This window comes from Halomonas sp. AOP5-B2-8, assembly GCF_052376475.1.
Lineage (GTDB): Bacteria > Pseudomonadota > Gammaproteobacteria > Pseudomonadales > Halomonadaceae > Vreelandella > Vreelandella casei.
The window spans coordinates 81,172-103,957 of the sequence record NZ_JBQSVS010000001.1 but is presented as its reverse complement, the minus strand read 5'-3'; the positions used below and the strand labels follow the sequence as shown (position 1 = coordinate 103,957).

At 53.3% G+C, this 22,786-nt stretch carries 15 protein-coding genes; 9 read left to right on the top strand and 6 right to left on the bottom strand.

What is annotated here, in order from left to right; all coding sequences use genetic code 11:
- Positions 1–8 precede the first annotated feature (8 nt).
- From ACT3RP_RS00450 to rnk, 9 genes are all read left to right on the top strand, one after another.
- Positions 9–1,175 (top strand): nucleotide sugar dehydrogenase, encoded by a 1,167-nt coding sequence (locus tag ACT3RP_RS00450; RefSeq protein ID WP_193062382.1) that lies wholly within the window; start codon positions 9–11, stop codon positions 1,173–1,175.
- A 141-nt stretch (positions 1,176–1,316) separates the two neighbouring features.
- On the top strand, positions 1,317–2,921 hold the full coding sequence (pgm, locus tag ACT3RP_RS00445; protein ID WP_483393026.1) for a phosphoglucomutase (alpha-D-glucose-1,6-bisphosphate-dependent): 1,605 nt from the start codon (positions 1,317–1,319) through the stop codon (positions 2,919–2,921).
- Entirely contained in the window at positions 2,914–3,978 is a 1,065-nt protein-coding gene (rfbB, locus tag ACT3RP_RS00440) for a dTDP-glucose 4,6-dehydratase (RefSeq protein ID WP_483393025.1), read from the top strand. The genes pgm and rfbB overlap by 8 nt, the downstream gene beginning before the upstream one ends.
- A gap of 138 nt (positions 3,979–4,116) precedes the next feature.
- Positions 4,117–5,010 carry a dTDP-4-dehydrorhamnose reductase gene (gene rfbD / locus ACT3RP_RS00435; protein WP_442346141.1) on the top strand — a complete coding sequence of 298 codons (894 nt, stop codon included), beginning with the start codon at positions 4,117–4,119 and terminating at the stop codon, positions 5,008–5,010.
- Positions 5,011–5,094: 84 nt separating this feature from the next.
- On the top strand, positions 5,095–6,024 hold the full coding sequence (rfbA, locus tag ACT3RP_RS00430; RefSeq protein ID WP_096281137.1) for a glucose-1-phosphate thymidylyltransferase RfbA: 930 nt from the start codon (positions 5,095–5,097) through the stop codon (positions 6,022–6,024).
- Between the two features lie 59 nt (positions 6,025–6,083).
- Complete coding sequence (rfbC, locus tag ACT3RP_RS00425) at positions 6,084–6,638, top strand: dTDP-4-dehydrorhamnose 3,5-epimerase (protein WP_192535888.1); 555 nt, start codon at positions 6,084–6,086, stop codon at positions 6,636–6,638.
- 99 nt (positions 6,639–6,737) lie between these two features.
- Positions 6,738–7,598, top strand: coding sequence for a UTP--glucose-1-phosphate uridylyltransferase (locus tag ACT3RP_RS00420; RefSeq protein WP_096281133.1), 861 nt, complete (start codon positions 6,738–6,740; stop codon positions 7,596–7,598).
- Positions 7,599–7,881: 283 nt separating this feature from the next.
- Positions 7,882–9,234 carry an NADP-specific glutamate dehydrogenase gene (gene gdhA, locus ACT3RP_RS00415; RefSeq protein ID WP_483393348.1) on the top strand — a complete coding sequence of 451 codons (1,353 nt, stop codon included), beginning with the start codon at positions 7,882–7,884 and terminating at the stop codon, positions 9,232–9,234.
- Between the two features lie 151 nt (positions 9,235–9,385).
- Positions 9,386–9,799 carry a nucleoside diphosphate kinase regulator gene (gene rnk, locus ACT3RP_RS00410; RefSeq protein ID WP_096281131.1) on the top strand — a complete coding sequence of 138 codons (414 nt, stop codon included), beginning with the start codon at positions 9,386–9,388 and terminating at the stop codon, positions 9,797–9,799.
- 6 nt (positions 9,800–9,805) lie between these two features.
- On the opposite strand, the gene rfaH is transcribed toward rnk, so the two are convergent.
- From rfaH to ACT3RP_RS00380, 6 genes are read right to left on the bottom strand one after another with little or no spacing between them, the layout of a single operon-like run.
- The gene (gene rfaH / locus ACT3RP_RS00405) at positions 9,806–10,339 is read right to left on the bottom strand and encodes a transcription/translation regulatory transformer protein RfaH (protein WP_483393024.1); all 534 of its coding nucleotides are present in this window, start codon (positions 10,337–10,339) and stop codon (positions 9,806–9,808) included.
- Between the two features lie 32 nt (positions 10,340–10,371).
- Complete coding sequence (locus ACT3RP_RS00400) at positions 10,372–11,685, bottom strand: aminotransferase class I/II-fold pyridoxal phosphate-dependent enzyme (protein WP_444671692.1); 1,314 nt, start codon at positions 11,683–11,685, stop codon at positions 10,372–10,374.
- Positions 11,682–19,124 carry an SDR family NAD(P)-dependent oxidoreductase gene (locus ACT3RP_RS00395; RefSeq protein ID WP_483393023.1) on the bottom strand — a complete coding sequence of 2,481 codons (7,443 nt, stop codon included), beginning with the start codon at positions 19,122–19,124 and terminating at the stop codon, positions 11,682–11,684. Before ACT3RP_RS00395 ends, ACT3RP_RS00400 begins: the two co-directional genes overlap by 4 nt.
- Complete coding sequence (locus ACT3RP_RS00390; protein WP_483393022.1) at positions 19,121–20,746, bottom strand: LTA synthase family protein; 1,626 nt, start codon at positions 20,744–20,746, stop codon at positions 19,121–19,123. The genes ACT3RP_RS00395 and ACT3RP_RS00390 overlap by 4 nt, the downstream gene beginning before the upstream one ends.
- On the bottom strand, positions 20,739–21,551 hold the full coding sequence (locus ACT3RP_RS00385) for an SDR family NAD(P)-dependent oxidoreductase (protein ID WP_483393021.1): 813 nt from the start codon (positions 21,549–21,551) through the stop codon (positions 20,739–20,741). The genes ACT3RP_RS00390 and ACT3RP_RS00385 overlap by 8 nt, the downstream gene beginning before the upstream one ends.
- Entirely contained in the window at positions 21,548–22,786 is a 1,239-nt protein-coding gene (locus tag ACT3RP_RS00380) for a capsule polysaccharide biogenesis protein (protein WP_193062396.1), read from the bottom strand. Before ACT3RP_RS00380 ends, ACT3RP_RS00385 begins: the two co-directional genes overlap by 4 nt.

The window sequence follows — 22,786 nt, the reverse complement described above, 5'->3', positions numbered from 1 at the left end:
CTATCAGTATGAAAATTGCCGTTGCAGGAACCGGCTATGTAGGGCTTTCCAACGCGATGCTGTTAGCACAACACCACGAGGTGGTCGCAGTGGATATTGTGCCGGAGAAAGTCGAGTTGCTGAATAATCGTCTCTCGCCGGTTGAAGACGCTGAAATATCAGATTTTTTAAGTCGCAACGATCTGCACTTTACGGCTACGTTGGATGCTGAACAGGCCTACGCGGGTGCTCAGTTCGTGATTATCGCAACCCCCACGGACTACGACGCGGACACTCATTATTTTAATACTAAAAGCGTCGAAGCTGTTATTGAGCAAGTCATGCGTATTAACCCTGAGGCAGTGATGGTGATTAAATCCACCGTGCCGGTGGGATACACCAAGGGTGCTTCGGAGCGTTTTAGTACCCAAAATCTTATTTTTTCGCCTGAGTTTTTGCGTGAAGGCAAGGCACTTTACGACAACCTTTACCCCTCGCGCATCATTGTCGGTGAGCGCTCTGAGCGGGGCGAGACTTTTGCTGGCCTTCTCAAGCAAGGGGCGCTGGCAGCAGAGGTTGAGGTGCTGCTGACTAATAGCACCGAGGCCGAGGCAATTAAGCTATTTGCGAACACGTATCTGGCAATGCGGGTGGCTTATTTCAATGAATTAGACACTTATGCGGAAACTCACGGCTTAGATGCCAAGCAGATTATTCAAGGTGTTGGTCTCGACCCGCGAATTGGTAAGCATTACAACAACCCAAGCTTTGGATATGGCGGTTATTGCTTGCCGAAGGATACTAAGCAGCTGCTCGCCAATTATGCGGATGTGCCGAGTAATATGGTACAAGCGATTGTGGATGCTAATCGCACGCGCAAAGATTTTATTGCTGAATCAGTGCTGCGCCGCAATCCGACCGTGGTAGGCGTTTATCGGCTTATCATGAAAACAGGCTCGGATAATTTTCGTGCCAGCGCTATGCAGGGTGTTATGAAGCGTATTAAGGCAAAAGGTGTAGAGGTGGTTGTTTATGAACCGGTATTGCAAGACGACAAGTTCTTCGGCTCAACCGTGATGCGTGATTTAGCCGCCTTTAAAGACAAGTGTGACGTCATCTTGACTAACCGAATGGTGGCTGAGCTTAGTGACGTAGAAGCGAAAGTATATACCCGCGACCTGTTTGGCAGTGATTGAAAAACAGGCAGCGTTGAAATGGCAGCATTAATGATGGTATGGCCCCTTGTTCAGGGGCTTTAGTTATTATGGTTCTCGTTATTATAGACTTGACACTTGTGGTCATCGCTTGCGGGTCTTGTTGTTAAAAGGAGTTTACACATGGAAGCCATTTTAAAGGCGTTTTACGAACAACGGCCCGATGCTAGCGTGGCTAAAGAGCTAGTCTCGTTTGGCACATCCGGTCACCGTGGCCGCTCACTTGAGCGAACGTTTAATGCATCACATATTTATGCGATCACCCAAGCGATCGTTGACTATCGACGTGAAGAGGGCTATCAAGGGCCGCTGTTTTTAGGCTTTGATACTCATGCGCTTTCCCGCCCGGCATGGGAGTGCGTGCTCCAGGTGCTGGCCGCTAACAAGGTGGCGGTCTTTGTGGAGAAAGCTCACGGCTACACCGCGACACCCTTAGTTAGCCACGCCATTTTGCAACATAATCGTCCTCAAGGTCAGATTGAGCCTAGTACCGCATTGGCCGATGGCTTGATCATTACCCCATCACATAATCCTCCTGAAGATGGTGGCATTAAGTACAATCCCTACCATGGCGGCCCCGCTGATACGGATGCGACGGGCTGGATAGAGCAACGCGCAAATGAATATCTGCTTCGCCAGTTAGACGATGTTCTCACCGTCTCTATCGAAGAGGCAATTGCCCACGCTCAAGAGTACGATTACACCGCGCATTATGTGACTCAGCTTGGCACCGTGGTGGATATGAGCGCGATTCAGAAGGCGAACCTAACGCTGGGTGCTGACCCGATGGGCGGCACGGCGCTGCCGGTATGGCAGGCGGTCGCGGCGCATTACCAATTGAATCTTGAGGTGGTGAATACCACCATTGATCCTGATTTTGCGTTTATGCCGCCGGATCACGACGGTAAGATCCGTATGGATTGCTCAAGCCCCGCTGCCATGGCCAATCTATTAAAGGTTAAAGACCGCTTCGATATCGCCTTTGGTAATGATCCTGATGCGGATCGTCACGGCATTGTCGATGCAAGTGGACTGATGAACCCCAACCACTTTTTAGCCGTGTGTATTGATTATCTGATCATGCATCGCCCAGAGTGGGCAGCCACCTTGAAAATAGGTAAAACGCTGGTCTCATCTTCCATGATTGATCGCGTGGTGGCTTCCCATCAGCGCGAGCTTTATGAAGTGCCGGTAGGTTTTAAGTGGTTTGTGGAAGGCCTGCATGAAGGTTGGTTGGCCTTTGGTGGCGAAGAAAGTGCTGGCGCCAGCTTGCTGACTTGCGATGGAAGTGCATGGTCTACCGATAAAGACGGCATTGTGTTGTGTCTTTTAGCGGCTGAGATCATGGCGGTAACGGGCAAGACGCCTAGTGAGTATTACCGTGCGCTCACTGAGCGTTTTGGCGAGCCTTTCTACAAGCGTGTTGACACTACTTGCTCGCCTGAAGAGAAAGCTGCGTTTAAAAAGTTAAGCGCAAAGAGCGTGAACGAAAAAAATCTGGCAGGTGATGCTATTACTGCTGTGCTAAGCGCTGCACCGGGTAACGGCGCTTCTATTGGCGGTATTAAGGTCACGACTGAAAGCGGCTGGTTTGCCGCACGCCCCAGTGGCACTGAGTCACTTTACAAAGTTTATGCAGAAAGCTTTAAAGGCGAGCAGCACTTAGATGAGCTGATTGAGAGTGCCCTGGTGTTATTGTCGAGTGTGTTGAGATCCGTTGATGAGTAAAATGTTTTTAATTACCGGCGGCGCTGGATTTATTGGTTCTGCAGTTATACGCGAGCTTATTCAGAATACAAATCACCGTGTAGTGAACGTAGACAAGCTCACTTATGCTGGTAATTTAGAATCGCTGGCGAACGTTGAGGCCAGTGGACATTATGCTTTTGTTCAGGCTGATATTTGCGATGTTAATATCATGCAGCAACTGTTTGAGCAGTATCAGCCTGATGTGGTGATGCACCTTGCCGCAGAGAGTCATGTCGATCGTTCTATTGATGGCCCGTCAGAATTTATTCAAACCAATGTGGTTGGTACCGCTGTTCTACTGGAAGCTGCGCGGAGCTACTGGAACGGCTTGCAACAACAAGATGCTGTCAAAGCTAACGCCTTCCGTTTTCATCATATCTCGACCGATGAAGTGTATGGTGATTTAGACGGTACCGATGACCTCTTCACGGAAGATACTTCCTACGCGCCGAGCTCGCCCTACTCGGCTAGCAAAGCCAGCTCCGATCATTTAGTACGTGCTTGGCAGCGCACTTACAGCCTGCCAACGTTAGTCACTAACTGCTCGAACAATTACGGCCCGTTTCATTTTCCAGAAAAGCTTATTCCTCTGATGATTCTTAACGCCTTAGCCGGTAAGCCACTGCCGATATACGGTGATGGGCAGCAGATTCGTGATTGGCTTTTTGTTGAAGACCATGCACGCGCGTTGATTAAAGTAGCTAACGAAGGTCAGGTAGGCGAAACCTATAACATTGGAGGTCACAACGAGAAAGCCAATCTTACCGTAGTGGAAACACTGTGTGACCTGCTGCAAGAGCTTGTGCCGCGCAAAAGCTCATACCGTGACTTGATCACGTTCGTCACTGACCGACCAGGCCATGATGTCCGATATGCCATTGATGCTAGTAAAGTTGAGCGTGAGCTAGGCTGGGTACCAAATGAAACGTTCGAAACCGGCCTGCGCAAAACGGTGCAATGGTATTTAGCAAATGAAACTTGGTGGAAGCGCGTCCAAGATGGCAGCTATCAAGGTCAACGACTAGGCAGCCTTTAACACTTGTATGTGGCTACCTCATGTCCTGTAGGTAAATTAACTTAGCTGCTCTGCTAGTACATTCGTGGAGAAGATACATAGCGGCTTCCCAGGAAGCTTGCTTAGCAAGACGCTCTCACATTTAGCAATAAGGTTTCTATGGCTATCTTAATAACCGGCGGCAGCGGCCAGGTCGGCTTTGAACTTCAGCGTGAGTTCTCGCTCTTCGGTCCTATTCTGGCACCGACACGACATGAGCTTGATTTAACTAATGCCCATGCAGTGGATGCCTACTTAAACGAGCACAGACCCGAGCTAATTCTTAACGCAGCTGCTTACACAGCGGTTGATAAAGCCGAAAGTGAACCTGCGCTCGCCAAATGTCTTAATGCTAAGCTACCGAAACAGCTTGCTGGATATGCTGCTAAACACGATATCCCGTTAGTGCATTACTCAACCGACTACGTCTATCCAGGGGATGGTGTTATTCCTTGGCGGGAAGATAGTTCTACCGCACCGTTAAGCGTTTATGGCCAAACCAAGCTAGAAGGTGACCAAGCGGTTAGTCAAAGTGGTGCAAGCTGCTTGATTTTTCGCACTAGCTGGGTTTACGCTGCCCGCGGTAACAATTTTATGAAAACAATGCTGCGCCTGGGTTGCGAGCGCGAGGGCCTGAGCATCGTCAATGATCAAGTCGGTGCACCGACTCCTGCGCGCCTTATTGCTCAGATAACGCGTCTTGCCTTAATTACTCACCACTCGCCACCCGTTATTGGCATCCCAACCGGCATTTACCATCTGTCTCCGCAAGGCGAGACAAGCTGGCATGGATTTGCATGCGAAATTTTTGAGCATGCTCTTTTATTAGGTAAAAAGCTGGCTATTAAGTCTGAGCGCGTAGCGAGTATAGCCACGGCAGCTTATCCTACACCAGCACAGCGCCCGCTCAATTCACGCATGGCGCTTGGTAAGCTCGAAGCTGCACTGGGCATCACCATGCCCACTTGGCAAAGCCAGCTATCGCTAACGCTGAAAGAGCTTTATGAGAAGTGAATAGTGAGCATCAGAAGCAACTTACTTCAACTTCATCAGTCCCGCTTTATCTTTCACACCTTAATACTGACGGATAATTAGCCCATGAACACCTCTCCCATTAATCATAACGCTGCATATAGGAAGGGCATTATTCTTGCGGGTGGCTCTGGTACACGGCTACATCCCATTACACGGGGTGTTTCCAAACAGCTGCTGCCAATTTATGACAAACCGATGATTTACTACCCGATATCGGTGCTGATGCTGGCTGGCATCAGAGAAATTCTGGTTATTTCCACGCCTGAAGACCTTCCTCAGTATAAAAATTTACTGGGTAGCGGTGAAGATTTTGGGTTGAGCATTGAGTATCTTGAGCAGCCTAGCCCCGATGGATTGGCCCAAGCATTTATTCTTGGTGAGGAATTTATCGGTGATAGCTCTGTTTGCTTAGTGCTTGGCGATAATATTTTTCACGGCCAGCACTTCTCTGATCAGTTAAGGCGTGCCAGTGGTCATGCGAAGGGAGCGACAGTATTTGGCTATTTGGTGAAAGATCCTGAACGCTTCGGGGTCGTTGAATTTGATGAGACGGGTAAAGCCATATCCATTGAAGAGAAGCCTCAAAAGCCAAAATCTACCTATGCTGTTACCGGGCTCTACTTTTACGATAATGACGTTGTGGAAATTGCCAAGGCCGTGAAGCCCTCCGAGCGCGGTGAACTAGAAATTACCAGTGTTAATAATGCCTATTTAAAGCAGGGCCGTCTTCGCGTAGAACGCTTAGGGCGTGGCTTTGCTTGGTTAGATACAGGCACTCATGACAGTCTTCTTGAGGCCAGCCAGTACGTTCAGACGATTGAGCATCGGCAAGGGCTTAAAATTGCATGCCTGGAAGAGATCGCTTGGCAGCAGGGCTGGATTGACGACGACCACCTAGGTTTGCTTGCAGCACCCCTTGCCAAAACCCAGTATGGTCAATATCTCCAGCGCCTTTTGAAAGGTAAAAAGCACACAGTGCCGGGCGAGAAGTAAGTCAATGGCTACCATCCCTCGACACTCATAACTCACTATTCACCATTGACGGTTTAATAATGAAGTACGAGAAGCTCGCCATCTCTGATGTGGTTCTGCTCACGCCGCAAGTTTTCGGCGACGAGCGCGGTTTCTTTATGGAAACCTTTCGCCAAAGTGAATTTGAAACTAACTGTGGCAACTATCAGTTTGTGCAAGACAATCATAGTAAATCTGTGCAGGGTATATTACGGGGTTTGCACTACCAATATCAGAAGCCCCAGGGAAAATTGGTGCGCGTTATTAGTGGCGAAGTGTTTGATGTTGCAGTCGATATGCGCACAAACTCATCTACATTTGGCCAATGGGTAGGAGTGCTGCTAAGCGCAGAAAACAAACATATGCTGTGGGTTCCTCCTGGCTTTGCGCATGGCTTCTACGTCACCAGCAATGAAGCTGAGTTTCAGTACAAGTGTACGGATTATTACGCGCCGGGTGATGAGGTATCCGTGCATTGGCAAGATGCTGACTTAGCGATTAATTGGCCGCTAGCGGATGGTAAGCTGCCAACACTATCAGGTAAGGATGCTGACGGGCTGGCATTTTCTGACGCTCCTTGCTTTTCGCATGGTTGAATAGCGTGTTATCGCTGGGTAACCCAATAAATGGTATCAGCAAGGCATTCGACTAGTTCACGAATCAAGTAACTTGTAATTTAATCAAGGAGGCTATAAATGACGCAGGTGCGTAAAGCGATTATTCCCGTGGCAGGTTTTGGTACCCGTTTATTGCCGATCAGTAAGGCAATTCCCAAAGAGATGGTGCCGGTAGTCGACCGCCCCTTGATTCAGCATGTGGTGGAAGAGGCGCTGGCGGCGGGTATTAATGAGATTATCCTGGTAACGCGATCCGGAAAGTCCGCCATTGAAGATCACTTCGATGCGCATGCCGAGCTTGAAGACTCACTGGCTAGCAAAGGTAAAGATGCGTTGCTGGAAGTATTGGCAGCCATCGCGCCACCGCAGTTAAAAATCACCAGCGTGCGTCAGCCTAATGCAAAAGGCCTTGGGCATGCGGTGTTTTGCGCAGCTCATTTATTAAGCCAGAACGAGCCTTTCGCTGTGATTCTGCCCGATGTGCTGGTCAAGCCACAGGCGGGTGATGCTCGCTGTGATCTTGGTGACATGGTGATGCGTTGGGATGCGAACAGCGCCGCGCAAATCATGGTGGAAGCCGTGCCGGAGAATGAAGTGTATCGCTACGGCATTGTGGACTGTGGCGGCAGCGAACCGAATGCTGGTGAAAGTGCTGATATGCGTGGCGTGGTTGAAAAGCCTAAGCCAGAAGAAGCGCCTTCGCGCCTGTCTGTCATTGGGCGCTACGTGTTGCCTTTCCGTGTGATGGAGCTATTGAGTGACCAGTCACCCGGTGCCGGTAACGAGATCCAACTGACCGATGCGATTGACCGTTTAATGCAGGAGGGGCATTCAGTGCAGGCTTTCCGCATGACCGGCCGCACCTTTGATTGCGGTCACATTGAGGGCTGGTTGAAAGCGAATACTGTTCTCGCTCGAGAAGCAGGTTACGACGTATAGGCCTCTTGCCACACACATTGGCGCTGCCTTTTAGGCAGCGCCAAATACTAACAGAAGATTATTGAAAGCCTTTAATTTCACTGCTCTTCGTTTAAAAAAGGTTTATTTGATTTATCCTGCGCACCAGCTTTGTGCAAAATATTATAGACTTTGGTCTTAATTTTGCGCATAAACACGTTATACCAAACCGGCATAGGGTATGCAGGAAGACGCGCCCGCAGTTAAATACGACAACGCTCTGGCCAGCCCACTGATTTTTGAAACTGCAAGGGTATGTCGCTCTATGCCTTACGTTCACGACACGCTTACTCGGCTTGCCAAAAGCAGCCCTGCCCAATCAGAATTTTATCAAGCCACAGAAGAAGTGCTTGAGTGCCTGCGGCCGCTGTTTGAACGCTCTCCGCACTATCTTGATCACAGTATTATCGAGCGAATAGTTGAGCCGGAACGCCAGGTGATGTTTCGCGTTAGCTGGTTAAACGATGCTGGTCAGGTCAAGGTTAATAAAGGCTACCGCGTCCAGTTCAACTCTGCGCTTGGGCCCTATAAAGGCGGCTTGCGCTTTCACCCTAGCGTTACTTCGGGCACCATCAAATTTTTGGGGTTTGAGCAAATCTTCAAGAACGCTCTGACGGGTTTGCCCATCGGTGGGGGAAAAGGGGGCTCCGATTTTGACCCCAAAGGTAAGTCCGATAATGAGATTATGCGGTTTTGCCAGTCTTTCATGTCGGAGCTGTATCGGCATATAGGTCCTAATAGCGATGTTCCTGCTGGTGATATCGGCGTGGGAACACGTGAGATAGGTTACCTTTTTGGCCAATACAAACGCCTGACAGGCCGTTATGAAGGCGTGCTAACGGGTAAAGGGCTTAGCTGGGGCGGCTCGCTTGGCCGCAAAGAAGCGACGGGCTATGGCGCCGTCTACTTTGCCCAGAATATGCTGGCGGCGCGAGATGAAACACTAAGTGGCAAAACCTGCTTGGTGTCTGGGGCAGGCAATGTCGCTATCTATACCATCGAGAAACTCTACGAGCTAGGCGCCAAGCCAATCACGTGCAGCGACTCTCAGGGGACTATTCATGACCCCGACGGTATTGACCTTGATTTGCTGAAGGAGCTTAAAGAAGTTAAGCGGGTTTCTTTAGAAGCGTATGTCAATGAGCGGCCTGATGCGCACTATATTTCCGTGCGTGATTATCCTAAGGGTGGTCATGCTGTATGGCATCTGCAAGGTGATGTGGCTTTCCCTTCCGCCACTCAAAATGAGCTAACGGAAATCGATGCGCGGGTAATGCTAGCCAACGGCGTGCGCTGTGTGAGTGAAGGGGCCAACATGCCCTCTACTACAGAGGCGGTAGACCTCTTCTTGGAAGCAAAGATTGACTATGGCCCGGGTAAGGCGGCTAATGCCGGGGGTGTCGCGACGAGCCAGCTGGAAATGGCGCAGAATAGCAGCATGGAGCGTTGGCCGATGGAAAAAGTCGATCAAAAGCTCAAGCAAATCATGAGTGATATTTATCAGCAGTGCGCTATTACGGCGGAAGAGTTTGGTGAGCCGACCAATTTAGTCCTAGGGGCTAATATAGCCGGCTTCCGAAAAGTCGCTGATGCCATGATTGAGCAAGGCGTCACCTAATCGCCTTTCTCATGTGAATCGCCTATACTGGTGGCAGACAGTCCTTCCCTTCTGGGGGAGGGCTGTTTTTGTTGGTAGCTTTTCATACCGTTAATTCATCTTCAAAACAAATTAAGTTTTTTGATTTTGTTGCTTTCTAAGGAGAGTAAGCATGGGGCAGCGTCCTCCTATTACCATTAACCGTCTTGATGCCGAGCGCCTTCAGCGCCTGATTGATAATGCATCTGACAAGGACTTGATGGTGGCGGAACTACTCGAAGAAGAGTTGTCTCGTGGGGAAGTTATCGATCCTCAAGAAATTCCTGACGATGTTGTCAGTATGAATAGCCAGGTGCGTTTTACCGATTTGTCTAGGGAGCGCAGCATGGTTCGCACCTTAGTGTACCCACACTTGCTGGACAGTGTGGCTGATGGAATTTCAGTGATGGCCCCCATCGGTGCAGCGTTGATTGGCCTCAAGGTCGGCAGTGTCATCGAGTGGCCATTACCTAATAACACCGAAGTGCGCCTGCGTATCGATGCTATCGTTTGGCAGCCAGAGCGCGAAAAGCAGTTTCATCGCTAGGCGACGCTAGGATTTCACCAAGTTATCCACAGGCAGTTCGATGTGCTGAGGGCGCTGCAAAACATTGAGTAAAACGATAGCGCGCTCTTCGCCTTTGCAGCGTGAGAAGATAGCTTCTAAGTCTTTAAATGGGCCGTCGGTAATGGTGACTTTCTCTCCGGCGCAGAAGTGGCTATGAATGCCTTCCTGGCGATGTGGCTGTGCACGTAACGTTTCGACCAGCGATGCGGGCACAGACACTGGCCTGTCGCCGAAAGTTAGCAACCGAAGGACACCACGGGTGGAGCGAATGGGTCGCCAGTTGCTGACTATCTGGTCTAAACAGATAAACAGGTAATAAGGAAACAGGGGCTCAACGACAGTGGTTAGCTTGCCTTGACGTTTACGTTGGGCATTCAGTACCGGGTGGAACACCTCATAACCTTGGTTAGCGAGGTGCTCCGCAGCGCGAAATGACTCGCCTCCTTTACACTGAATAACATACCAGGAGGAGACTGGTTTTTTGGAGACCAGGTTTTCAGAGCTTTCGTCGACGTCCATACGATCATCCTTAGCCTTAACATGCTGATTTATTAAGGCAGCAGCTTGGCGAGTGCATCTAGCGTTTGATCAACCTGCGACCGAGTGTGATCACACGAAAGGAAAAAACGTAGCCGTGCGCTTTTTTCAGGAACCGCCGGGTGCAAAATCGGTTGTACGTTGATGTGCTCGGCTAGTAGCCCGTGGGAAAGCCGGGCGGCGGCGGCAGAGCTGCCAATAATCACCGGTACGACCGCCGCACCGATGCTTTTACCCGTATCCAGCCCGCGTGCTTTTGCCTGTTCAAGGAAGTAGCGCGAAATGCTGTGAAGTCGCTGTACGCGTTCCGGCTCCTGCTGAAGGAGCTCCAAGGCCATCAATGAAGGCGCAGCCACCTGGGCAGGCATCCCAACGCTGTAGAGAAAACCTGGCGCGAGGTAGCGAAGCATTTCGACCAGCGGTTTGCTGCCGGCAATATAGCCTCCGCAGCCTGCCATGGATTTACTCATGGTGCCCATCCAGATATCCACGTCCCGCGAGTCGATATCAAAGTATTCGCGTAACCCCAGGCCGGTGTCCCCCATCACGCCAAAAGAATGTGCTTCATCAACCATTAGCCATGCCTGGTAGCGCTGCTTAAGCTCGATAAAACGGGGTAGCTCAGGGACATCGCCATCCATGCTATAAAGCCCTTCAATCACCACCAGAACACGTTCAAACTGATGCCGATGACGGGCTAGCAGGGCTTCCAGCGCAGCAGGGTCGTTATGGCTAAACGACATGCGTTTGGCGCCTGATAGCTGCGCACCGACTAACGAGCTGTTGTGAATATATTCATCGTGAAGTACCAGGTCTTTCGGGCCAAGCAGGTAGCCAAGCGTTGACACATTGGTCGCGTGGCCGCTAACAAAGGCAACGGCATCTTCAACGTCATACGCCTTAGCAATAGCCTGTTCCAATTCCTGATGAATGGGCCGCTCACCGGAAACCACGCGACTGGCAGAAACCGATGTGCCATAGCGTGCTACGGCATCACAGGCGGCCTGGTTAATCCGCGGATCGCCGGAGAAACCAAGGTAGTTGTAGCTGGCAAAATTAATGCAGGTTTGTCCATTGATGACGCTGGTCGCTCCTGCGGTGCCTTCATGCACTTTAAAGAACGGATCGATCAGGCCCAACTGCTCTGCAGCTTGACGCATCATGGCAATTTGCTGATAGCCAGGCTGGGCATCAAAGCGTGTGAAACGCTCGGGCACCGAGCGCTGCTCGGCTCCTTCAGATGAAGGGGCATTGCTAGCACGCGACGTGGAACGTCTGCGTGCTTGTTCTAGAAGCTGTTGTTTCAGGTCAGAGCGCTTAGCGGTCATGATGTCTCGGTTGTCGATGATGATGTCGCGGGCACAGGCTCGTCGGTCAATTCTTCACTGCCGAAACCCTCCGTGCCGTGCTGTGCAGCCAGCGAAGCAATCGCATTCTGCGAGTCGTCGTCAACGTCGTCGTGCTGGTGCATTTTTTGAATCAACACACCCGCCAATTTATCCAATGTCGATGCTTCACTGAGCACCATGACTGACACCTGGACGCCCAAACGGTTCTCAATGGCCGTCATTAGCTCAACACCCATCAGCGAGTCAAAGCCCATGTCGTAAACCGAGCGATGAATATCGAGCTTCTCTTCATCAATCAGCAAAATGCTGGCCAATTCGGTGCGCAGTAGCTCCGTTACCGTGCTGTGCAGCTCCTCAGGGGAAAGGTCGGCCAGCAGGGCACTGATGTCATCGTCTGCGTCCGCGCTGCTATCGTCGTCGCTGGCGCGGGCAATTTCGTTAAAGCGAGGCGCGTCAGCTGTTGGCAGGAAGCGAGCAAGCGCACCCCACTCAAGCTCTAGCACGCCCAGGCTTGGCCCTGGCGTTAACAGCATTTGTTCGAGCACGTTAAGCGCGTCATCTGAATGCAGCGCCGAACCGCCTAGACGTTCTTGCAGCGCGTCCCGAGTGCGGGTGTTGCGGGCCAAAAAGCCGACATCGTCAATCGCGCCCCAGCGGACACAGGTTGCTGGCAATCCAGCCGCACGGCGGTTAGCGGCAAAGCCTTCTAGCCAGTGGTTAGCAGCCACGTAGTTGGCTTGGCCCGGGTTGCCGAACAGCGTAGTGGCAGAAGAATAGAGAATGAAGAAGTCCAGCGCCGCCTCGTGAGTCAGCGCATCTAAATGACGGGCGCCGTCGATTTTGGGTGCCAATACCTTCTGGATCCGTTCGGCATCTAAGTTGCGAATCAATCCATCGTCAATCACCGTGGCGGCGTGAACAATGCCACGCAGAGGCGCGAGCTCGCTTTTCGCCCGCTCAAGTACCGCTGCCAGTGCGGAGCGGTCGGTAATGTCGCAGGCCAAGGCGAGTACCTTAATGCCTTGCTGCTCAAACGCCGCGATAGCTGCTTGAGCCTCTTCTGTGGCGGGGCCGCTGCGGCTAAGCAGAATCAGCTGCCGCGCGCCTTTTGCTACCAGCCACTGAGCCGTTTTTAAGCCAAAGCCGCCGAGTCCGCCCGTCACTAAGTAGCTGGCCTGTTCAGGGAGCCCCATTGTCGCCGTGCCTAATAAGTCGTGCTTGGGCGGTGCAATGGACTGTTCGTAAGTCACCACCACTTTGCCAATCTGACGCGCCTGCTGCATATAGCGGAAGGCATCGATCACTTGGCTGTGGCTGAACGAGGTAAACGGCAGAGGGCTCAGCGTGCCGTCATTGAACAGTGCCATCATTTCGCCAAACAGGCGCTGGGTGAGCGCAGGCTGTACCTTCATGAGCTGGTCCGAATCGATGCCGAAGTAGCTCAGGTTGTTGCGGAAAGGGCGCAGGCCAATGTGAGTATTTTCATAGAAGTCGCGCTTACCTAGTTCTAAAAAGCGACCAAACGGGCGCAGCGCGCGTAGGTTCTGATTGATTGCTTCCCCGGCTAGCGAGTTAAGCACTACGTCAACACCTTCGCCCTGGGTATCTTCGAGAATCTCTTCTGCGAAGGTGAGCGAGCGTGAATCGTAAAGCCGCTCGATGCCCATCAGACGCAGAAAATCACGTTTTTCGTCAGAGCCGACCGTGGCGTAAATTTCCGCTCCCAGCCACTGAGCGATTTGTATAGCCGCGATGCCCACACCGCCTGCTGCGCCGTGAATCAGCACTTTTTCGCCTGGCTCTACCCGGGCCAAATGCTTGAGCGCGTAATAGACCGTGAAGAAAGTGGTGGGAATGGTGGCCGCGGCGGCAAAGCTAATGCCTTCCGGTAATGGCGCAACGGCATGCTGGCTAGCGATGACGCAGTCACTGAAACTGGCCGGGCCGAAGCCCACTACGGCTTGCCCCGGTGTCACGTGCGTCACGTTGCTGCCCACGGCTTCAACCACGCCCGAAAACTCAAGGCCTAGCGTTGGCCCGGCAAAGCCGTTTTCAATCGCTTCATCAGAAAGCAGGCCCAGGGTATACATGACATCGCGAAAGTTCAGCCCAGTGGCTTTAACGCGAATTTCCACTTCGTCAGCACTGGCTGCCGGCAGAGGGCGCGGGCGCCATGCTAGCTGGCGTAGCTGGCCGGGCATAGCAAAGCCCAGCGTCATCGCCTGGCGGGGCTGCTCGCTTGAGGTTGCCGTTTCAGGCTGCGGCGCAGGTAGCGTACGTAGCCGTGTGGCAAAGCGGTGGCCTTGGCTGTCGATCAGCGCCTCGTTTTCGCTATCGGGCTGGCTGAGTAGCTTCGCCCATGTATCAAGAGCCGGCACGCTAATGGCCGCCGGTATATCCAGCAGATAAACGCTGTGCCCTACGGCTTCATTGGCAAGCGAGCGGCCAAAGCCCCATAGCACAGCATCACCGGGCGCATCGTGATCATCTGGTGTGTGGCTAGCGCTTTGCCAAAGCGAGCTAAGGCCTCGGGTGACCAGCCATAGCGAGGCCGCGAGCGACTGCTGCTCTAATGCCAGCGTCCACTGCAAGGCGTGCTCGCAGCGTGCAGTTTGCTCGGCTGTGCTGCTAGCGCCTAGCCCACGTAAGTCGATCACATTAAGCGTTAGGTCACTATGATTCGCTAACATTGGTTCGGACAGCGCATCGGCCAATAGCGCAGCAGGCACTTTTTGGCTGATGCTGAGCAGGGCAGACGCGCCCAGTTGCTGTAGTGTTTCAACCAAGCTTGCAGCTACTGTTTCGCTAGCTGAATCAGCGACCACTAAGTGGCGACGTGAGAGTGCACTGGAAATTGTTTCAACTGATTTTTCGGGATAATGCGCATGCAGAAGATAAGCACCGCTGCCGCTTTCTTCTAGTGCCATAGGCGCAGAAACGACAAAGCCTTGATCGTTTAGCCAGCCGATCAACGTATCTTGTTCCAGCGCGGTTTGATCAATATCCGGTGTGGCCAGCAGATCATCAAGCCAGCGGCTGGGAACAATGCCAATAAGCATTAATTGAGCGCCAGGGGCGAGCTGCGTGGGTAGCGCTTCAATTAACTGGCGCGTGGCTGCGGGCTGAGTGACATTGACGCTGACGAATGCCAGCTGTGCTTTTTCAGCGCAAGCGGGCTCAGTAAGCGAGGAAAAACCTTCTTGACTCAGGTGCTGTACGTCCATCAGCGGGAAGCGTTCTTGCAGCTGCTCTGCCTGATGACGGGCGGTGTCGTGGGTGGTAATCACACGATAATGGCTGAGGTCGCTATTGGCCGCATGCCTGCTGCGTTCCAGTAAACGCTCGCCCAGCGCGGGCGCACTAGGGCCGGCTTCCAGAAGCTGCAGACGCTGCCCGGCGGGTAGGGACGCTAACAGTGTATCTACCAGCAGCCCTAGCTCGCCCGCGATGGCTTGCCAACCGCTTTCACCCACTAGAACACGATTTAAGCGCGCTAAGTGGTCATGGCTAATGCCTAAAGAGTCTAAGTCGCTAGTGCCGCTGCGCAGTGCATTTTGATGTAGTCCTAAACGGCCTACGAGGTGAATCGGGGCAAAGTAGTCCGGGTAGTCTTGCACCAGCAGTTGCCAGATAACGTCTGGCGAATGCTGTGCTTGATCTGCTTCTTGCGACGTTTCTTGACCTGTTTCTTGAGCCAAGCTTTGCTGGGCAAACGCATCGCTCAGGCTATCAAGCAACGGCGCTACTTCATTGCCATAGCGCTGGCCGGTTCGTTCAGTGTAAATACTGACGATATTGGCCAGTTGCGCCAGTGCTTCGGCTGGTAATGTCAGCGGTTTGGCCTGAAGTGGCGCTGGCGTAAGCTCAATATCAAGATAGCTAAAGTGCTGATGATGGGCGCGGTTGAGGCGAATTGCTTTAAAGCGAGTTTTGCTCAGTACGGCAACAGCGTTCCCGGCCGCGTCATACAGCTCAAAATCAGCGGTAAACGAGTGCGGTGCACGCTTGCCCATCACCGCACGGGCTAATACGGGCGCGCCTGCCTGGGTATTTACCTGAATGCGCCCAACGCGTACCGGCACAAAGGCCAGCTGTGCGGCAAACTCGCTGTGCTGCGCGAGCAGCGGTATAAACATTTGAAAGGCGCTGTCCAGAATACCGGGGTGTACGTGCAGCGTGGTGAGCTGCGCTTGAACCGCCTCCGACAGGGCAATTTCGCCGATGACCGCATCGCCTTCAATCCATCCGCGTGAAATGGCTTGAAAAGAAGGGCCGTAGTGAAGGCCAATGCGCTCGGCCATTTGCAGATGATCGTTTAGCGTGTAGTCCGGCGCGCGACTGGGGAGCGCAGGTGCTTTGCGATTAAGCAGGAAGCCACGGCTCTCACGCATTGTGCGTGCCACGGCATTCAACTGCCATTCACTGCTGGTAGCTGGTTCGCGCGAGTGAATTTCTAGGCGACCGTCTTCGGGCAGATAGGCAAGGCGCATGGTGCGACCATGAGTGCCATCTAGCAGCAGCGGGGCGCGAATTTCTAGCTCTTCTATATCCAGCAGCGGAGTATCTTTTAGCTGCAGCGCTGCCGCGAGCATGAGCTCGACAAACCCGGCGCCGGGGAAGACTGCCCCTTCGCCAACGACGTGGTCTGCAAGCCAGGGCTGGCGCTGGGTGTCGAGCTGGCTTTCCCACGTGTGTTCATGCTGAGACAGCGAGTAGCCCAGCAGTGGGTGCTGATAATAACGGCCGAGCAGGCCTTGGCTGTCGCTGGTGCTTTGCACCCAGTGATGCTCACGTTGCCAGGCATAGCGCGGTAACGGTACGCGCTTACCCTCAACGGGGAAAAAGTTGCTGTCTAGAGCAAGGCCGCTTAGCAGCAGCTGGCTTAAGCAGCGCTGTAATCCGTCAAGCCCTGACTTATGGCGCTCAATGGTGCCAAAAACGAGGCCCGGGCATTCTAACTGGCGCAGAGAGTCGTTGAGATAACGCCGCAAGATAGGATGTGCGCCGATCTCGATAAACACGTTATGGCCCTGCTGAATCAATGCGCTGGCAGCATCGTCAAACAGCACCGGTTCACGGATATTTTTCCACCAGTAGATGGCATCTAGATCACGACCATCAATTAGTGTGCCGGTCACGGTGGAATAGTAGGGAATTTGCGTGGCCTGCGGGGCTATGTCGGCCAGTGCATGAATGACGCCAGCCTCAATGCTATCCATCGCCGGGCTATGGAAGGCGTAATCCAGTGGCAAACGCTTAGCGAAGATGCTCTTGTCGCTCAGGGCCGCTTCCAATGCACCTAGCTGTGCGCTGTCGCCTGCCAACGTAATGCCTTTCGGGCTATTAATGCCGGCCAAGCAAACGTTATCGTACGCTGGATTTGCCAGCCACTCAGCAATGTCGTCGGCGCTGATAGCGACGGCGGTCATGACGCCTTGGCCGCGGGTTTTACCCTGATAGTCGCTACGGAAGTAAATGACTTTGACCGCATCTTCCAGGCTTAGCGCACCGCTGGCCCAGGCGGCGGCAACTTCACCGACGCTATGGCCGAAAACCGCGGTGGGCGTAATGCCTTGATGGCGAAGCCACTCTGTGAGCGCTACCTGCAGCGCAAATAGGGCGGGCTGGGCTATCTCAGTCAGCGCAAAACGGTCTTGCTCCGCCTGGGCTTCGACCAGCGGGTTTTCAGTATTGCGACCTTCAAGCTCTGCGCGTAAAGAGAAATCACCGTACTGCTGGAATAATGCATCAACACGGTCGATCGCCTCAGCGAAGACCTGTGAATCCTGTAGCAGGTCGCGCCCCATGGTTTCCCACTGGCAGCCGTTGCCGTCGTAAACAAAAACTGGCCCCGCCGCGTTGGATAAGCGCGTAAGTAGGGTGGTGCTTGTGGTTTCACCCGCTGCAAATTTACTCAGCGCGATAGCCGCTTCTTCTGACGTCTGAGCAAAAAACAGGGCGCCATGGCTATGCTGGTCGCGGCGGTTAAACAGGGTATGGGCGATATCGTACAGCGGCGTAGTGCCGTTTTCGCGCAAATAGCTGGCCAGTGCATCGGCGCTTTGTGTGAGGGCGGCTTCGCTGCGTGCGCTAAGGCGAATGGGTAGCCGTGCGCCGGGTGTTTGCGGCGTTTGCTGAGTTCGCTCAGGCGGGCTTTCTAAAATAACGTGGGCATTGGCCCCGCCAAAACCGAAAGAGTTAATGCCAATAACCAGACGGCCCTGTTTTTTTAGCGCTTGGCCCTTGGTGACCACCGACAGATTCCACTCATCAAATTTGATGCGCGAATTGAGTTTGCGAATCCCAATGGTGGCCGGTACTTCACGGTGCTGAATGCTATAAAGCGCTTTTGCTAACCCAGCAACGCCAGAGGCGGTTTCCAAGTGGCCAAGGTTGCTTTTAACCGAGCCAATCAGTAGCGGTGTTTTACGGTACTGACCGAGCGCCTCGCCAATGGCGCGAGCTTCAATAGGATCGCCCACCGCGGTGCCTGTGCCATGAGCTTCTAAGTAGTCGATCTCATCGGGTGCTATGCCCGCCTGCTGATAGGCGCGCTTCATCAAGTCAATCTGGGCGCTGGGGTTAGGGACGGTCAGGCCGGATTTGTGACCGTCGGTGTTAACCGCAGAACCTGCCACAACGGCCATAATATTGTCGCCATCGGCAACCGCTTGATCATACTCTTTGAGCAGGAAAATGCCGGCGCCTTCCGAGCGCACATAGCCATTTCCGGAGTCATCGAATACCTGACAGCGGCCCGTCGGCGAGAGCATGCTGGCTTTGGAGAAAATAATAAAACCGTAAGGGTGCAGGTGCAGGCTAATGCCACCTGCCAGCGCCATATTAGTTTCACCACTGCGAATCGATTGGCAGGCCTGGTGAAAGGCCACCATGGAAGACGAGCAGGCGGTATCCAGCGACATGCTGGGACCATGTAAATCGAACACATATGATAGACGGTTCGATGCAATGCTCGACGTATTGCCAGTGGCGGTTGAGGCATCAATCGCCGCCATATCGTCTGCGATGCGATAGGAATAGTCTAAGCTTGCGACGCCTAAAAATACCCCGCACTGGCTACCGCGCAGGGAGCTGGGTGTAATGCTGGCATCTTCCATGGCCTCCCAGGCGAGCTCTAACAGCATGCGCTGCTGAGGATCCATATTGGCCGCTTCGCGAGGCGAAATGCCAAAAAACTCAGCGTCAAACCCGCTGATATCACCCAAGCTACCGGCGGCAAACGTCACGCTGGTGCCGGGGTGGCGTTTGTCAGGGTGCTGGAAAGCTTCATGGCTCCAGCGGTCGGCTGCCACTTCAGTGACTAAATCTTTTTCGGCTTGCAGGTCCTGCCAGAACGTTTCAGGGGTGGTGCCGGGGAAACGATGGGCGGCGCCGATAATGGCAACGCGTTTAGTCATTCTTGCTCCTGAGGTTCTGGTTCTGCCTTGATCATAACGCTACTTATATCGTGTCCAAACACTTGTTTGAATAACTGGACGCCAAGTTCGTTTGCGGCTAATTCGTAAGGTTCGTTGGCGCTTGCCAACCGTTCGCCTGCTGCTAACAAGTGCTGTGCTTCCGGGCCCTGCGTTGACCATATCATGTAGGGGGTGCGGCTATCCGGCGGCGTAAAATATTCATAGGCCTCCGGTAGAATGGGCACATGGTCACCATACCAGCCTAGCAGCCCCTGCCTATTTGCTGTACTTAATGCATTCTTAACGCTCGCTAGCATCTTGTCCGATTCACCAAGATGGTGCAAATAGACAGCAAGATCGCGTAAATGATCCGGTAATGGCCAAGGCGCGCCGGGCATGGTCGAGGCTAGCGTGTCTTGACTGGGCGTTTCTAGATGCAGCGGGCCGTGATTCTCCATGGTGATCACAAAAACAAATAGCGGCCTATTATCGTCATCTTCAAGCAGGCGTCCAATCTTTCGTGCCACCGCTTGGTCACTGATATATTGACCTGCTTTGTCATTGCTCTCAAATGCACTGATATCAATGAACTGGTCAAAGCCCATTTGCGGTATCACTTTGTGGCGAAAATAGAAACTTGCCAGGTAGGGATGCACGCAGACCGTACGGTAACCTGCTGCTTTAAAAGAACTTGCCAAGCTGGGAAGCGTGTGGCGTGATAACGTACGGTAAGGATTGAATTGGCGCGCGCCCCATTCCTCAGGTGCGATGCCCGTTAGCACAGCGCATTCAGTGCGAACAGTATTGGCGCCCCAGGCAGGCACGTTTAGCGGGCCGTGAAGCGTAGCGTTTGCGCGGGTGGTATCAAAATGATGCAGAAGACCGCTGTCAACGCCGTCACACCACGAACGTGGGTCAAAGAATGACTCGCTCTGAATTAATACCACATTGGGTAGTGATTGCTCAGTTGGATGCGCTTTCGCTACCTCTGTTAATGCATGAAAGGGCGATTGCTCAGGCTTAGGCACGGGGGCGCGCATAAGCGCCACGCCGTAGGCCCAGAGGCTAGCAAATAGTCCTAGCTGGTGCATGTCGTGTACGGGTTGCAACGTGATGGCAGGCTGCTTGGGCAGGCTAAATGACAGGAGCAGCACGCCTATCGCAATGATCTCAAACGCACCGATTAAAAAGCGGCTCGCGCCTTCGCTTGTGACAAGCGACGTTTCCCAATAGAAAAAAGCGCCAATAGCCACAGCCCCTGCGCTGCTGGCGGCAATCGCTAGCCCAACGCCAAAGAAAGGGACGTATAAGCGTGGGTGCAACATGGCGTCCCAAAAGTATTCAAAATCGTGGCAGATAAACGGCTCGTTGAGCGTGCGTGATTTGCTATTGCTCGACTGAATAACAACCAACTGCAGCGAAAGCACCACCACTACCGCAAACCAGGGGCGCTGTAGGAGCAATGCCAGCAGCCCAAAGAGCAGCAGCCAAGAGCCGATATGGGTGACATTAACCGCTATGCTGCGCTGCCAAAATGGGCGCGTTCGCGGGTTAAGCAAGGCTTCAAAGGCGCTGCAAATTATCAGGCCCACAAGGAGTGGCCACATAAGTGCACTAATCATGAGGTGTCTCCCCGTGATCATTAAAGCCCAGACGTTGAATTAGCCACTGAGAAATGCCAGCGGGCAGTACGGCAAGCCACCAGGTGCCAAAGTTGAGCGGGAATGGAAAGCTGATGCGCGAGCGATTAGCCGTTATGCCGTGCTTAATCACCTTAGCGGCGCGCTCGGGTGGCCACTCCCAAGGTTTGGGCCCAGGCATGGCGTCACACATGGGGGAGGTAACATAGCCGGGCATCACCACTGTCACGCCAATGCCGTGAGGGGCAAGCCGCCCGCGAAGGCCTTCGCCGTAGGCTTTTATGCCTGCTTTGCTAGCGCTGTAGCTCGGCGTAGTGGGCAAGCCGTGCCATGCGGCAAGCGAGCTAATAAAGACCAGCTGGCCGCTGCCGCGGCTTTGCATAGCCGGTACTAAATGCTGTGCCATCGCGATAGGCGTCTTGAGGTTAAGGTCTAGCAGCGCTTGTACTTCTCCCCAGGGCTCTAACATTTCGGCTCCTTGGGGGTGGGTGTTTTTGCCCGCATTAGCGATGACGATATCCGGAACTTGCTTGGCGCATAGTTCGTCCAGCCACGCCTTTAGAGCATGATCATCGGTTAGATTGATGGTCGAAAGCGTGACCTTTGCACCCTGATGGCGGCAAATCTCGGCCAGGGCCTCTAGTTTATCCTGCTGTCGCCCGTGCAGAATTAGCTGCGTATTCGGAGCTGCGTAGGCACGCGCCAGGGCGCCGCCAATGGCACCGGTCGCGCCGGTGATCAGGACGCACCGGTGGTGGTTTGCAGCCGTTTTCTGAAGGGTGGTCATAGCAGTTCCTCCAGCGGCGACGGGCAGGCTTCGAGCACCCGCGCGGCGTTGTCGACGGCTAAATCGATGCTAGGCTGGCAGTAATAGCCGCCATTGATTTGAACCGCATGCATCACCGTTTTCTGAAAATAGCCAAACAGCTCTGCGCTAGGCGGCTGTGGCTGCTGCCAGAAATCTTCAAGGATGCCTTGGTCGGTGAGCCCCGCGAGATTGTAGATGGGGTCGCTTAGTGCGAACGTTGGGCAATGTTTTTCAAGCGAAACGATACCCACCGTACTATTAACGGTTACGTTGCCTTTGGCGTGCTTGAGCAGCGCGTTAAGGTCGCCAGATTCCAGGTACACAATGCGCCCTTGCAAGCCGTAATGATCAGCGAGCCGGCTGATGATTTTAGGGTAGTTGGCAAGGCCCATATCCAGTGGGTGATTCTTAATGCACAGCATCGCATCGCTGGGTGCGTACTTCGCAAATGAGCCCATGACATGCTCCATCACTTCCTGCATATCGGCGTAGGGAGAGTGGTGGCGGATCTGGGCATCGCTGTTTAATTGCAGTGGCAGCATAAAGTAGGGGCGGCCGCTCTCAATCAGTTGTTTGATACGCTGGGCGTCGCGTTTTTTCCAGAATTTTAGCTGGGTGAAGCGCTTAACGTAGCCTGCATACTCAACGGGGGCGTTAATCGGCGCGTGATTGCGGTAGCGGGGCGCGACTAGCGGGTTCGCCAGGCCAGCCAAATGATAGCTAACGTCATGCATCGCGCGAATCTTAAAGGAGGATCGAAAGCGTACCGGGGCGGGCAGCTCGGGCAACGCTTTGCCTGTCTCGTAAAACCAGCGTGGATCACGGGGCAGCAGCGAATGACCATTAACGCCGTCACGCTCTAAGGTAATCCAAAAGGGGCGAAAGTAGCCTTCCTCAAAGACATGAGTGCGTACGCCAGCTGCCTCCGCATTATCGACCGCGGGGCGGTGAATAGGCCGACGATCACCAAACATCACTTGATCAGTAATGGCATATTTTTGCCAAAGTGCTTTGATGTAACCGGGTAGCTCGTCTTCAGCGCCGCGAAAGAGGTGGTTTTCTCCATGGGTGCGCTGCCAGTAGGCGATATCGCCCGCATTGAAGTTGACCTTTACAACGCGATGCCCGTCATTCACCAAGCGCTTGGCTAAGCGAGGATAAAACGGTGAGCAAACGCCCTGCAAAAATAAGAATGCACGCTTCGGATGCTTCAA